14 protein-coding genes are annotated in these 14,572 nt (G+C 32.9%); 13 read left to right on the top strand and 1 reads right to left on the bottom strand.

Translation table 11 applies throughout. The annotated features are described in order from the left end of the window. Window positions 1–2 precede the first annotated feature (2 nt). The 12 genes from priA (at window position 3) to TTHT_RS10895 (ending at window position 11,623) form a co-directional block, all read left to right on the top strand. Complete coding sequence (gene priA / locus TTHT_RS02910; protein ID WP_201328542.1) at window positions 3–2,405, top strand: replication restart helicase PriA; 2,403 nt, start codon at window positions 3–5, stop codon at window positions 2,403–2,405. A 168-nt stretch (window positions 2,406–2,573) separates the two neighbouring features. Continuing rightward, entirely contained in the window at window positions 2,574–2,759 is a 186-nt protein-coding gene (locus TTHT_RS02915) for a hypothetical protein (RefSeq protein WP_201328543.1), read from the top strand. Further along, on the top strand, window positions 2,756–3,037 hold the full coding sequence (locus TTHT_RS02920; protein ID WP_201328544.1) for a hypothetical protein: 282 nt from the start codon (window positions 2,756–2,758) through the stop codon (window positions 3,035–3,037). The genes TTHT_RS02915 and TTHT_RS02920 overlap by 4 nt, the downstream gene beginning before the upstream one ends. Before the next feature lie 328 nt (window positions 3,038–3,365). Continuing rightward, entirely contained in the window at window positions 3,366–3,881 is a 516-nt protein-coding gene (locus tag TTHT_RS02925; protein ID WP_201328545.1) for a pilus assembly FimT family protein, read from the top strand. Further along, window positions 3,874–4,911: a DNA-processing protein DprA gene (dprA, locus tag TTHT_RS02930; protein ID WP_201328546.1), complete on the top strand. Its 1,038-nt coding sequence runs from the start codon at window positions 3,874–3,876 to the stop codon at window positions 4,909–4,911. Before TTHT_RS02925 ends, dprA begins: the two co-directional genes overlap by 8 nt. Next, a complete protein-coding gene (gene topA, locus TTHT_RS02935) occupies window positions 4,911–7,193 on the top strand; it encodes a type I DNA topoisomerase (protein ID WP_201328547.1) in 2,283 nt (760 codons plus the stop codon). Before dprA ends, topA begins: the two co-directional genes overlap by 1 nt. Further along, entirely contained in the window at window positions 7,194–7,907 is a 714-nt protein-coding gene (locus TTHT_RS02940; RefSeq protein WP_201328548.1) for a tRNA1(Val) (adenine(37)-N6)-methyltransferase, read from the top strand. It abuts the gene before it with no gap. 12 nt (window positions 7,908–7,919) lie between these two features. Next, complete coding sequence (gene rdgC, locus TTHT_RS02945; RefSeq protein ID WP_201328549.1) at window positions 7,920–8,519, top strand: recombination-associated protein RdgC; 600 nt, start codon at window positions 7,920–7,922, stop codon at window positions 8,517–8,519. After that, window positions 8,509–9,009 carry a hypothetical protein gene (locus TTHT_RS02950; RefSeq protein ID WP_201328550.1) on the top strand — a complete coding sequence of 167 codons (501 nt, stop codon included), beginning with the start codon at window positions 8,509–8,511 and terminating at the stop codon, window positions 9,007–9,009. The genes rdgC and TTHT_RS02950 overlap by 11 nt, the downstream gene beginning before the upstream one ends. Next, window positions 8,991–10,706, top strand: coding sequence for an N-acetylmuramoyl-L-alanine amidase family protein (locus TTHT_RS02955; RefSeq protein WP_201328551.1), 1,716 nt, complete (start codon window positions 8,991–8,993; stop codon window positions 10,704–10,706). Before TTHT_RS02950 ends, TTHT_RS02955 begins: the two co-directional genes overlap by 19 nt. Beyond that, window positions 10,693–11,139, top strand: a complete 447-nt coding sequence (locus TTHT_RS10890) for an MBL fold metallo-hydrolase (protein WP_201328552.1) — start codon at window positions 10,693–10,695, stop codon at window positions 11,137–11,139. Before TTHT_RS02955 ends, TTHT_RS10890 begins: the two co-directional genes overlap by 14 nt. Before the next feature lie 7 nt (window positions 11,140–11,146). Then, on the top strand, window positions 11,147–11,623 hold the full coding sequence (locus TTHT_RS10895; protein ID WP_201328553.1) for an MBL fold metallo-hydrolase: 477 nt from the start codon (window positions 11,147–11,149) through the stop codon (window positions 11,621–11,623). Between the two features lie 149 nt (window positions 11,624–11,772). On the opposite strand, the gene TTHT_RS02970 is transcribed toward TTHT_RS10895, so the two are convergent. Continuing rightward, window positions 11,773–13,173 (bottom strand): hypothetical protein, encoded by a 1,401-nt coding sequence (locus TTHT_RS02970; protein ID WP_201328554.1) that lies wholly within the window; start codon window positions 13,171–13,173, stop codon window positions 11,773–11,775. Window positions 13,174–13,423: 250 nt separating this feature from the next. Here TTHT_RS02970 and TTHT_RS02975 point away from each other — a divergent pair, with 250 nt between their 5' ends. Beyond that, the gene (locus tag TTHT_RS02975; RefSeq protein WP_201328555.1) at window positions 13,424–14,569 is read left to right on the top strand and encodes an acyl-CoA dehydrogenase; all 1,146 of its coding nucleotides are present in this window, start codon (window positions 13,424–13,426) and stop codon (window positions 14,567–14,569) included. Window positions 14,570–14,572: the final 3 nt, after the last annotated feature.

Raw genomic sequence — 14,572 nt, forward strand, 5'->3', positions numbered from 1 at the left:
CTATGAAATACTATAAAATCGCTATACCTGAAATTAAGAAAACCTATACTTTTTTTTCTGAATCAGAGATAAATCCTGGTTATTTTTGTTCTGTAAAAGTGAGAAACAGACAATATGTGGGTATAGTTGTTGAGAAAGATAATTCTATTGATAACTCTTTGAAGTACAACAGAATTTCCTCAATTTACAGGGATTTTACCCCCCTTTCTAAAAATTATATTGATTTTATAAAAACAATATCAAATTATTACTTTACTGATTACGGAGTTTTCTTCTCAATAGCCTTTCCTTCAAAAATGTTTAAAGGAATAGAATTCGAGTATTCTTTAAACTCTGAAAAGGTCGGCTTATTTTTGACAGACGAGGAGTTGAAGATAGTCACCCTTCTAAAAGAAAAACCAATGAAGTTAAAGGAAATAAAAAAATATACAGGAGAAGAGGATGTTGTTGCTTCATTGAAAAATCTTGAAAAACTGGGGTTGATAAAAAAAGAGATAGCAAATCCATTTAAAAGGGCTGAAACAACCAAAAGAAAGGCTGTAAGCCTTTTAAAAATTCCAGAAGAGAAAGAGATTGAAGCTATAAAAAGGAAAAGCCCAGCCCAGTTTAGGGTTTTAGACTACCTTGTTAAAAATAAAGGGGTAAATTTTTTTCTCGTAAGTGAGCTTTCCGATAGGCTAAAGGTTTCCTCTTCATCTTTTGAATCTCTTGAAAAAAAAGGTTTTGTCAGGCTTTTTTACGATTATCCATCATTAATAAAAGAGCATCCTCAATTAAAAGAAATTATTACCTTAAACAAGTATCAGGAAAAATTTTACAGGGATTTTTTAAACTCTAAAAACGGGGTTTATTACCTATTCGGAGTTACAGGGTCAGGTAAAACAGAGGTTTATTTAAGGTGTGCAGAAGCAATTATTTCAGAAGGGAAAACTGTTTTATACCTTGTCCCTGAAATAGGATTAACCCCGGCAGCAATTTCAAGGTTAAAGGTAAGGTTTGGGAAAGATATTGCTATACTACACTCTGGTTTAAGTTACGGTGAGAGAATTTCAGAATGGTTGAGGGTGTTAAACGAAAAGGTAAAAATTGTGGTAGGGACAAGGTCTGCAATATTTGCCCCTTTGAAAAATTTAGGATTGATAATTGTTGATGAGGAGCATGACCACTCATACAAACAGGAGAATTTTCCTAAATACAACGCTGTGCATTGTGCTTTATTCAGAGGTAAAATTGATAATATTCCCATTATTTTAGGCTCGGCATCGCCTTCAGTGGAAATCTTTTACAATGCTAAAAAAGGGAAATACAAATTGTACAAATTACCAGAGAGAGCTGGGGAGAGCGGTTTCCCTTCAGTTGAAATTATAGATATGATGGAAGAATTTAAAAAAGCAAAAGGGAAAAAGAAAATATTTGCTGAAACAACTATAAATGAAATAAAAAAAGTAATTGATTCAGGTGGTCAGGTGCTTATTTTTGTAAATAGAAGAGGTTATGCTCCATTCTTGATGTGTAGAAAGTGTGGGTTTATTGAGATGTGTCCCAATTGCTCAGTTAGTTTGACGGTGCATTCTGACAGTAATTCTTATCCCCTTCAATGCCACTACTGCGGTTATGGTAAAGAGATCCCTGATGTATGCCCATCCTGTGGGGATAACTTTATTCAAATGATGGGATACGGTACCCAGAGGATTGAAAAAAGGCTTAAATCATTATTTCCAAAAGCAAAAATAGAAAGGGTTGACAGAGATACAGTTTCAACTAAGAACGCGTTTGAAAACTTTATGACAAAGATGAATAGGAGAGAAATTGATATAGTTGTAGGCACACAGATGATTGCAAAGGGCCATCATTTTCCGTATTTGAGACTTTCTGTTATTGTGGATGCTGACAGCTTGATTTCTTTTCCTGATTTTCGCTCTGCTGAGAGGGCATTTTCCCTTTTTTTACAGGTTGGAGGCAGGGCAGGCAGGGAGTTGAAAGGCAAGGTTTTAATTCAAACCTACAAGCCTGAACACTATATTTTTAAGTATTTAAAAAATCACGATTATCTCTCTTTTTTTGATAAAGAGATTGATTTTAGGAAGAAGGCACTATACCCTCCATTTGCAAAGATTATTGTTGTTGAAATTAAAGGGAATGACGAAGAAAAGGTAGCAGAATTTTCTAATTTGGTTGGAAACAGGTTAAAAGAGAAAAATGTTGATGGAAAAGTGCAAATTTTGGGTCCAGTAAAGGCATCTATATTCAAAGTTCATAATAAATTCAGGTATCACATAATTTTAAAATCAAAGGATAGGCGAAGTTTGAGAAGTTTATTTAAAAAAGGAGTTTTACCCTTTCTTGAGAAAAAACTATCGGGAATTGTAATAATTCCAGATATTGATCCATACTCTATAATGTAGCGTAAATTTTTTTTTACACTTTTCCCCTGTAACTTTACTTTAAAACATTTTTTTTAACAATTCTGTTTTAATTATAAGAAAAAAAAGAAGTTATCTTGGTTTGGTTTGTTGCTTCTGTTGGCATATTGCGTGCAAAAAATAGAGTGAGGATAGACAAGGAGGTAAGAAATGAAATTGAAGTTTAATGTAACAGAAGATGGCAAAAAACAGATAATTGTAGATTTAAATGAGACTAATAAAGGGAAAAATTTCCCGGAGGAAAGTCAACCCCTTGAAAAGGATTTTTCCATGGTAGGCGATATCAGGTATTTTGCCATTGAAAGGTTTAATTATCTGAGGAGGTATGCCATATGAAAGGAGATATCATGAAAGGCATAAAAAATTATTTTGTGATTTCGTTTTTAATCGGACTTGTAATTATAATTTTTTCACTGGGGTTAAACATGGAAATTTTCAGGTCTGCAATGATATTCGGATTGGTAAGCGGTATTACCATATGCCTTTTAAGTTTAACAGAGCTTTATAAATCGTATTATTTTAAAAGTTGTCCCATATGCGGAGATAAAATTGAGTTCCCAAAAAATAAATGTTCAAATTGCGGTTATGAGTTGAAAACAAAAAGAATAAGGTAATTTTTGTTTTGAAAAAAAGACTGATGTGTAATTTTGTTAAAATTAAATTACCATTTTTAATTAATATAAATTTAAAAGGCTTGCAAATAACTACTTTTTTTCTCTCCTGTTAATGGTAAACTTTTTTTTAATTTATTCCTTTTTTGTTTTCCAACATTCTCTTTTTTATTTCCATCCGTAAAATAAAATTTACATTTTTTCTTCCTGTAAAAGTTTTTTTACATTTTTTAAAAATAATTATCTTCTTTTTCTTATAAATATGGATTTAGATAATGGCAAAGGAGTTGAATTAATAGTAATGAACAAACTTTTGTCACAGGAGGGAAAAATGAAATTATCTGAATTGCTTATTGTATTTGGAATTTTTTCAATAACAGCAATGTCATCTATTGGTATTATAAATTCTTTACCACAGGCAAGATTAAAAGCCGCTTCTTTTAAAATCTATTCTCTTTTTGTTGAGGCAAGGAGCCTGGCATTAAGGCAGGGTTGTAATTACGCAGTTGTTATTGAGGAAAAGCCAGACGGGCACTATTTTACACTTGTGAAAGATACAAATTACAATGGTGTTTGCTATAGAGAGTACCTTAGTGGAAGAGATGCAGAGATAGGAAAGGGGATAGTTTTAGAAAAAGAATACCCAGGTGTTTATATTAAAAAGATAGCATTTTCAAGCAAGCATGTAATATCCTTCTCCCCTTACTTTACAAGTTCAAACGGGAGTATTTATTTGAAGACAAAAAATCCAGATGACGGTGTATTCAGGCTTAAAGTTTACGGTAAATCTTTTGTGGTGAAACCTGTAAAAATTTTTCCTGACGGAAGTGAGGTGAAGTATGAGTAATAAAGAATTGTTTCTTGCTTTTCACTTATTAAAGGGAATGGGGTACAAATCTAAAAGAGATTTATTGGTTAACTATAATTATGACATAGAGAAAACTATTTCTTTTTTATCTAAAAAGGAAGAAGTGTATCTTCCTTTGAAGTCAGCAAGAGGGATTATTGAATTTTGCAATAAAAAGGGAATTAAAATTATTACTATACAAGATGAATTTTACCCAGAAAGATTGAGAGAGATACAAGATCCACCTGTTTGCCTTTTTGCAAAAGGTAATATAGAGATTTTAAAAGAAAATTATCTTGCATTTGTCGGTACCAGAAGGGCTACCCCTTACGGGATAAATGCAACTGAAAAGCTAATTTCAGATTTGTCTCAATACAAGGTAGGCATTGTAAGCGGTTTTGCAAACGGGATAGATTCAATTGCACATAAATGTGCCCTTAAATTTAATATGCCTACTATTGCTGTGTTAGGTTGCGGGGTAGATGTAATTTATCCCCGAAACAATTTAAAACTTTACGGTGAGATTATAGAAAAAGGGTGTATAATATCGGAGTTTGTTCCTAAAACCAAACCTGAGCCTTTCAGGTTTCCTATAAGAAACAGGATAATTTCAGGCATTTCGATGGGGGTTGTTGTGGTTGAAGCAAGAGAAAAATCAGGCTCAATGATAACCTTAAACTATGGATTAAATCAGGGAAGGGAAATTTTTGCAGTGCCTGGAAGAATTTTTGATAAGGCTTCAATTGCAACAAACACCAAGATAAAAAACGGAGAGGCTAAACTAATTTTATCAGGTGAAGATATAGTGGAAGAATATTCTCTGGTTGCAATTTCAGAAAAATCTGATAAATTTTTGAAGTTGAGCGATGATTTTGTTGAAAAGTATCTCTCAGACAGACCTAAATCGCTTGAAGAATTAATGCTGGAGAGCGGAATGAATTATGAACAGTTAATTACAAGGCTTTCTTTTCTTGAGGTTGAAGGGAAAGTAATGAAAAATGGATTTAATCAATATACAAAGAGGGTTTAATGGCAGATAAACTTATAATTGTTGAATCTCCTGCAAAATCAAGAACAATCGAAAAATATCTTAAAGGCAAATACCATGTGGAAGCCACAATGGGGCATATTGTTGATTTGCCAAAAAAAGAATTTGGCATAGACATAGAAAACGGTTTTAAGCCAAAGTATGTTGTTATTGATGAGAAGAAAAAGGTTGTTTCCAATCTGAAAAAAAAGGCAAAGAATTACTCGGAAATTTACCTTGCTGCCGACCCTGATAGAGAGGGTGAAGCTATCTGTTATCATTTGAAGAATCTCCTTTCATCTAAAGACAAAAAGATATACAGGGTTTTGTTTAATGAAATAACCCCCACAGGAATATCAAAGGCTTTAGAATCCCCTGGAGATGTTGATTTAAACAAATTTAATGCACAACAGACAAGAAGGATTGTGGATAGAATTGTTGGTTATAAGGTTTCCCCACTTTTATGGGAAAAGGTAAAGAGGGGATTGTCTGCAGGTAGGGTTCAGACAGTTGCTTTAAGGATTATCTGCGAAAGGGAAGAAGAGATAAGGAAATTCAACAAAGAAGAGTACTGGACAATATTGGCAGAATTATTAAAAAATGAAATCCCTTTTACTGCAAAACTCGTTGAGATAGACGGGAGAAAGGTTAGAATAGGGAATAAAAAGGCGCCAATCGCAATAGACTCTAAACAACTTGCCGAACAAATTAAGAGGGAACTTGAAAAAGGAAATTTTTTAATAGAATCAGTTAAGAAAAAGCATAAAAAAAGGAATCCATTGCCACCTTTTATTACAAGTAAATTACAGCAGGAAGCAGCAAGGGTTTTAGATTTTCCTGTTAAGAAAACAATGAGAATAGCGCAGAAATTGTATGAAGGTGTTGATATAGGTGATGGCCCTGTCGGTTTGATTACATATATGAGAACAGACTCTACCAGAATTTCAAAAGAGGCTATTGAAAGTGCAAGGGCTTTTATTGGCGAAAAATTCGGGAAGGAAGAATTACCGTCAAAACCAAATGTATATTCTGCAAAGGAGAATGCACAGGATGCACACGAGGCTATAAGACCTACATCTGTTTTTAGAACACCGGAATCTATTTCAAAATACCTCTCTAAAGATGAGCTGGCACTATATAGCCTTATCTGGAAAAGATTTGTAGCAAGCCAGATGACACCTGCAATATTTGAAGAAACAGAGGTAAAAATTAAGAACGGAAAGTATACCCTTGAAGCAAGTGGCACTGTTTTAAAAAAAGAGGGGTTTTTAAAGGTTTACAACCCAGGGGTAGGGAAAGACAAATTGTTACCAGAGGTTGAAGAGGGGGAAAAACTTGCATTGAAAAATATAGAAGCAAAGCAAAACTTTACAACCCCACCGCCAAGGTACACCGAGGCAACCCTTGTTAAAGAACTTGAATCAAACGGAATAGGAAGGCCTTCCACCTATGCAACAATAATATCTGTTATTCAAAACAGGGCTTATGTGTTAATGAAGGAGAAAAAGTTTTACCCAACTGCCTTAGGTGAACTGGTAAACAAGTTGCTTGTTTCCTCTTTTCCCAAAATATTTGAAATTAATTACACTGCAAACCTTGAGAAAGAGTTAGACGGTATTGAAGAAGGCAAACTTGATTACCTTGAAGTTTTAAGAAAGTTTTACATAGAGTTTGAGAGGTACTTAAAAAGAGCAGAAGAGGAAATGGTAAGCGTTAAGAGAAACGGTGTGCCTATTGGGGAAAAGTGTGAAAAGTGTGGTGGCGAAATGGTAAAAAAGGTTGGAAAATTTGGAGTTTTCATTGCCTGTTCCAACTATCCTGAGTGCAAAAATACCCGTGAGGTTGTTGAAAGTGCAGATGGAGAAGATGCAAATGGTGAGAAAAAAACTTGCCCAAAATGTGGAGGTGAGCTTGTTTTAAAATCAGGTAGGTATGGAAAGTTTTATACCTGTTCAAATTATCCTGAATGCGATTACAGGGAATCCTTAAACGGTAACGGAAACGGAGTAAAGCAGCTTGACAAAAACTGTCCCCAGTGTGGGAAGCCTCTTGTTGAGAGAAAAGGGAAATACGGTAAGTTTATAGCGTGCTCAGGTTATCCTGAATGTAAATATATAGAAAAAGAAAAACCAAAAGAACTGGATATAATTTGTCCTAAGTGTGGAAAGGGAAAAATTGTTGTGAGAAAAACGAGAAGAGGAAAGGTTTTTTACGGCTGTTCAAGGTATCCGGATTGTGATTACGCATCATGGACTTTGCCTGATAATGGTGAGAAGTCTGACTAAATGCCCACTGATTTAACTGAAATTAAAGGTTACAATTTAAAACTTTTTCAGAATAAAAAGGGTTACAGGTTTTCAATTGATTCCTTTTTGCTTGCCTGGTTTGTTGCAGGGGAAGAATTCAGTAAAGGCTTAGAAATAGGAGCAGGTAGCGGGATAGTTTCCCTTTTAATTGAGAGAATGACAGAAGACAAAAAGCATTTTGAATTAATTGAAGTGCAGAAATCCCTTTTTAACCTTCTTAAAAAAAATATTGATTTAAATAAGCCTTATAAAAGTAAGTTTGTTTTAAGAAATGAGGATGCGAGGTTTGTATTGCCTTCAGTAATTCCCGATATTGTCTATTCAAACCCCCCTTTTACTGATTTTTCAAAGGGAAAGGTTTCCCCAAATTTTGAAAAGGCTATAGCAAGGCATACCTATCTTTTAAACCTTGAATCACTATTAAAATGGTATATAGAGAATACAGGGCAAAATACAAAACTTGCCTTTGTTGAAACAATTAAGAATCTGGAATATTACAGAGAAAAAGTTGAGGAATTTTCCCTTTTTGTTGAAAAAATTGTTTATGTAAAGCCATTTGAAAACAAAAATCCGAACTTATTTCTAATTTTGATAAACAAAAAGAAGAAGGATTTTGAAGAACAATATCTTACCATATACAAGTCAAAAAACATTTACACAGACAAAGTTAAACAGATTTTAGGGATTGTATGATAAAATCTTTCCATGGGATTTTTTAGCGGAAATTTAAGTCTTAAAAGATTTTTTATAGAGGAAATTGAATACTTTAAAGATAAAGAAAGGGTTGTTGCAAACTTAAATAACTATCTTTTCAAGGATATAGAAAATCAGGCAAAAGAGGAATCAATAGGGTGGGTAAGCCCTTTAAAGGTTTATAAATCTCAAATTGATGTTGAAGAAATCTATTACGGTAACTATATACTTTTAGCATTAAGATATGACACAAAGAAAGTATCAAAAGTTCTTATTGATTGCAAATTAAATGAAACAATAGAAAGAGAAGGGTTATCTATTCAAAATAATAAACAATTGAAGCAGTTAAAAGATGATATAAAGCAGGAATTGTTAAAGAAAACTCTTCCTTCTCCTAAAATTGTTGAAGCTGTAATTGACTTGAATAAAAAAACACTTTTATTAAATTCCACCTCTAAAAAATTAGGGGGTTTGTTTTTATCTTTGTTTGAAAAAAGCTTTTCAATTATGCCTGTTTATGTTGACCCAACTGTATTCTCATACATTTCTGTGGGGAAACAGGGGGTTGAAAAGTTATCTTCTCTAACGGAGACAGTAATCTATGACGAATGAGTTAAGAATAGATGAGTTTATTTTTAAAGAGTTTCTCCTTTATATCCTTTACACTTCAGAGATTAACGGGGGAGAAATTGAGGTTAACGGTGAAATAATTTACTTAAATGTAATGGACAGGCTTACCCTGGAAGGTGAAGGTGATGTCTGGGAAACTGATTTAAAAAGAGGAGTGCCTTCAATATCTCGAGAGGCAAAGAGGGCAATTTTAAATGGCAAAATGCCATCTTTAATGAAATTAAAAATACAGTCAGGAGAGGATTCATTCTTTTTTGTGATAGATTCCAAAACCCTTGACATAAAATCCCTTAAGATACCTGTTGTTGCAATAAAAGAACCTGATATAAAGCTTGAACAAAGAATGTTTTACATTGAGACAATTTATTTAATCCTTGAATCAATATTTAAGGATTTTTGCAGTATAAGGACAGATGAGGATAAATGGGAAATGTTTGTAAATGATGTGAAAAAATGGGCAAAAGAACTCTAATACTCCTTTTTCTTATAAACACTATTTTTCTTTTTGCATCAACTGTTGTTTATTTAAAAAAAGAAGGTAATTTTTCCCTTTACGCATACTTAACAAAGTCAGATGGCATTCAATTAGTGGTTAAAACAAAGTCTTCAGCATCCAAAAATACTGTTAGAAAAATATATGCGAATTCCAAAAAGGCAAAAATAAGGTATAAAAGAAGCATTAGAACCAGAAGGTTTTATATTAAATATCAGGACTTAAAAGATATTTACAAAGAGATTGTTATAAAAAAATTATTTCCCTATGATTACTTTAAAAACGGATATTATTACCACAAAGTCAGGTATAAAGGGGCTGAATCTCTGTGGAGAGTTGCTGTTTGGTTTACTGGAGACGGAATGAATTACAAAAAAATAAAAAAAATCAACAAGTTGAGAAAAAACTCTCTCTATTATAAAACAACTGTGAAAATACCTGAAAATTTACTCCTTTCTTTTTTAAAGCCTGAGAAGAAAAAAAAATCTGGGAAAAACAATTTAAATTCAGGGAAAAAGGAAGCCAAACCATTGCTTGAGTACAGAAAAGACAAAAAAGGGGAATATGCTATTTATAGACTGAAAAAAGGTGAAGCACTATATTCTGCAGTTGTTGTAAGGTTTACAGGAAGGCTTGATGCAGATTCAGTTATGGAGCTTGCGTATAAGATTGCCGAAAGAAGTGGCATAAAGGATGTTACAGATATACCAGTAGGCTATCCTATAAAAATCCCGGTTGAATACCTTTTACCTGAATACAAACCTAAAAATTCAAAAGAGTATAAACAGTATGAGAGTGATTTGAAAGAATCAGAACTCCTTGCAAGTAAACAAAAGATAGAAAAATCAAAAAATCTTGAAGGGGTTTATGTGATTTTAGACCCTGGACACGGTGGGGCAGACACAGGGGCAATGTACAACGGTGTCTGGGAAGATGATTATATGTATGATATTGTTTGCAGGATAAAGAGGATTCTTGAAACAAAAACAAAAGCAGTGGTAATACCTACAGTATGGGATAAAAGTTCAGGATATAAAATTTTTAATACAAAAAAGATTAAATTGGACAGAGACGAGTATCTGATGACCACCCCTAAATTTAATTTAAATTCTAAACTTGCATCTAAGGTAGGGGTAAACCTTCGCTGGTATCTTGCAAATTACCTTAATTCAAAGAGGATAAAGTCAGGTGTTAATCCTTCAAAAATTGTATTTATCAGTTTTCATGCAGATGCGCTGTACAAAAAGGTAAGGGGCACAATGATTTATATTCCCTATGCAGGGTTATACAGAAAAAAGGCAGGGCGCAGGAACAGGGTTTATTTAAAGTACTATGAGGTAAGAGTTAAGCCCTTCTATACTTTTACTAAAAAAGAGGTTTCAGTTTCAGAAGGTTTGTCAAGAAAACTTGCGTACAAGATAATTGATAATTTAAAAAACAATGGTATAACTGTTCATAAAGAAAAGCCTGTTAGGGAATTTATTTTCCGCTCAAGGTATTCAAGGCCATTTGTCCCTGCTGTTATTCGCTACAATAAGGTAATGATTAAAATGCTAATAGAAGTAGGAAATTTAAAAAACAAAAAGGATGCAAAATCAATTGCAAATCCTGAATTCAGAGAAAAATTTGCTGAAACAGTTGTACAGTCTCTTTTAGAGTTTTATGGCAATAAATAATTTTAAAGAAAAATATAATTTAACTTTTAAATTCTACAGATTTGATTCCCCTTTAAACGGTGCCAGAGGGCTTTATTTTTTCAACATAATCAGGTGGCAGTTTGAGTCAATTCATTTAAAATTTAGAAAAAGAGAAAAGTTTTCCTTACCTGTTGTTAATCAGTCTGAAAAACTTAAAACAGAAAAAGACTTTTTTTGTTTGTTAGGTCATGGAACAATTTTATTTCAACTAAATAGGGTGAGGATAGTTACAGACCCTGTTTTTGGGAATATACCGTTTTACAAAAGATATACCCCCTTTCCCTATGGAGTTAAAAATTTGATGCCTATAGATGCTGTTTTAATCTCTCACAACCACTATGACCACCTTGATATACCATCTTTAAAAAAGATAAAAAATGCAGGAAAAATTGTTTTGCCTCTTAAAAAATAGAAAATATGTGAAAAAAATTTTTAAGAAAGAAAAAATTAAAGAATTAAGCTGGTTTGAAAGTTGGGAGTTTAAAGGAATTAAAATTGTTTTATTGCCTGCTAAACACTGGTCAAAGAGGAGGCTCTTTGACAGGAATACATCACTCTGGGGTAGTTTTCTTATTCAAACAGATAAAACTACGATTTATTATGCAGGGGATACAGCATACTCATATCATTTCAAAGACATAGGGGAAATATTTGAGATTGATTATGCTTTTCTTCCTATTGGCGCTTACAAGCCTGATTACATAATGAAACATAACCATATGAATCCTGAAGAGGCTTATAAAGCGTTCAAAGATTTAAATGCAAAGCATTTTATCCCAATCCATTATGGAGTTTTTAAATTAAGCGACGAATCTGTAAGCGAACCTTATGAAAAAATAGTAAAGATAATCCCTGAAAATAAAATCCCTAAAATAGGTGAAGTTGTAATAATTTAAATTGTTAGGCAATAGTTTTTTTACCCTGTTTTTTATTGAGTGATAATTGAATAAAAAATTAATATCTTTCCTTATAGTTTTTCTTAAACACCTGTAACTTTTTTTAAGAAAGTGTTCGTGAAAAGAATTTTAGGGAGAATTTTATGTTTTTAGTTTTTAAAATATGGAAGCCTTTGAAATGGTTTAAATTGTTTCTCAATTGAAGTGTAATCCTTCTGCCAGTTTTGTCCATCATAATAAAGGGTTTTTACATGCTTATCAATATACTCTTCTGGATTTTTTATATTTTCGATTACTATAAACTCTGGATAAAAAAATTTGTTGATTACATTTCCTTGATAATCGGTAATTATATTCAAAATATGTTGATGGATATTAAAGTTAATCCCCATTTTTTTGAATACCATAGGTTTAATTTTTGAATAAAAAAATGCGCTGAAATCCATGTGGGTTTTACTGTTATTGCTTTTTTGATATGTTGCAAGGTAATAATTTGTCATTTTAAAGTTGTCCAGGAAAAAGGTTAAATAAACTATATTGGACTTTTTATTGAAATCAAAATTTGTATTCTCTGGTTGTATAAAATCAAGGGTTTTGTTATAAAATTTCCAGTCTGATTTCATAAAAGTAATCACGGGAAGAGAAAACTTGTGTAAATAATTATTCGTTCCACTTAAAATTAAAACCTTTTCCCCTTCTACCTTTCTAATTTCAAGAGATCGAAATCTGCCAGGATGCCAGAATGTGAACTTTTCTTTTCCATCAAGATTAAAAACTCTTACACATGAAGGATAAAAAGGGATGTCCACCTGTAAAATAATTAATTCTGGTTTTCCATCACTGTCAATATCATTCACTTTTGTATTTACTATGGCGAAGTTATCATAAACATAATTTTCGTCTTTTACCTTGTAGGAAGTAGACAAATTAAATCTCTTTTTTTCAATTAGATTACCTTTTGAATCTGAAATAAAAATTCTAACTTCTTTTGGTTTTTCCGGGTCAATTTCTGCATAAACCATATCTAATATTTTGTCATTATTTAAATCAACAAAGTGAACATATTTGCAATTTCCTGGTTCAAATGCAACTCTTTTATAAACATCAGAATTGGTATGAAATGTTTTCAAGATATTTCCATACTGGTCTTTAATATTTATTATTGAGCCTTCGCCTTTAATTTCATAAAATAGTTTTCTTTTTTGCAACTTTCTAATTTTGTAGTATGAAGTAAAATTATAACCTGCGACTATGACTAAAAGAATTGTTATAGCGAAAAACACAAAAGGTTTAATCGGTTTTTTTTTAGATTGTTTATCTTTTAGTATGTTCTCTGTAACCAGGTTGTTATGAGTTTGTTCAGGCTTATCTTTCTTATTCCTTTCAGCAAGCCATTTATCTATCTCATCTGTATATGCAAATACAGATTTTTTATCCTTTATTCTCCTGATAGGGAATCCGTCTTGTTTCTCCCATCTATGTATAGTTTTTGCTGATTTTCCTACATACTCTGAAATTTCTTTCCAGCCGTCAAGTCTTTTTCTGTCCATAATGTAGTCTCCATTTACTTATAAAAACTTAACACATTTATATATAAAAGTCTATTGTTATAAATCAATTACAAAATGTTGTCGTATGCTTCAAGAAAAGTTTAGAGATTCTAAAAATAAAATATTTTTTGTTTTTGCTTTAACAAAACAATTATATTTCACAATATTTTGAAGATGAAAATTAAAAGGCAACTTTTATTTATTTTTGATAAAATAATTTAGTACATAATCTTTAAAAAGGGAGTGGGATATGGATTTTAGATTGACTGAAGAACAACAAATGATGAGGGATATGGCAAGGCGTTTTGCCGAGGAAAGGGTTAAACCAGGGGCTGCTGAGAGAGATAGAACTCACGAGTTTCCTGTTGATTTGCTTAAAGAATGTGCTGAGTTGGGCTTTATGGGGGTTGCAATTCCTGAAGAATACGGCGGTGCAGGAATGGATTATATCTCTTATGCAATAATGATTGAAGAGATTTCAAGAGCCTGTGCATCAACAGGGGTTATACTTTCTGTTAACAACTCACTTGTTTGTGACCCGCTATTAAAGTATGGAAGCGATTATATAAAGAAGGAGTTTTTAACTCCTCTTGCTGAGGGCAAAAAGTTAGGTTGTTTTGGTTTAACAGAGCCTAACGCTGGTTCTGATGCGGCAAACTTAAAAACAACAGCTAAAAAAGACGGAGATTACTATATTATTAACGGTTCAAAGATTTTTATTACAAACGCTACACACGCTGATGTTTGCCTTCTCTTTGCTGTTACAGACAAAGAAAAGGGTAAGCACGGAATTTCTGCTTTTGTTGTTGATACAAAAACAGAGGGGTTTAACATAGGCACTGTTGAGGACAAACTTGGTATTAATGCAAGCGGAACGGCTGAGCTTTACTTTGAAGATATGAGAGTACCAAAGGAGAACATGCTTGGAGAAGAAGGCCAGGGCTATAAGATTGCTCTTGCAACGCTTGACGGTGCAAGGGTTGGTATTGCTGCCCAGGGAGTGGGGCTTGCGCAGGCTGTTTTAGACGAATGCGTTAGGTATGCAAAAGAGAGGATTCAGTTTGGAAGGCCAATATCTTCTTTCCAGGCGATTCAGTGGTACCTTGCAGATATGGCAACAAATATAGAGGCTGCAAGGCTTTTAACCTACAAAGGGGCTGCCTGCAAACAGAACGGGGGAAGGTGCAACAAAATTACTTCTATGGCAAAGGTTTTTGCAGCTGAAACAGCAATGGAAGCAGCAAGAAAGGGAGTTCAAATATTTGGCGGATATGGTTATATGAAAGAGTATCCAATGGAAAGATTCTTCAGAGATGCAAAAATTCTTGAGATTTACGAAGGTACTTCCGAGATACAGAGAATTGTAATTGCTGCTCAGGTTTTATCAGAGGTGTAAATT

This window comes from Thermotomaculum hydrothermale, assembly GCF_016592575.1.
Taxonomy (GTDB): domain Bacteria; phylum Acidobacteriota; class Holophagae; order Thermotomaculales; family Thermotomaculaceae; genus Thermotomaculum; species Thermotomaculum hydrothermale.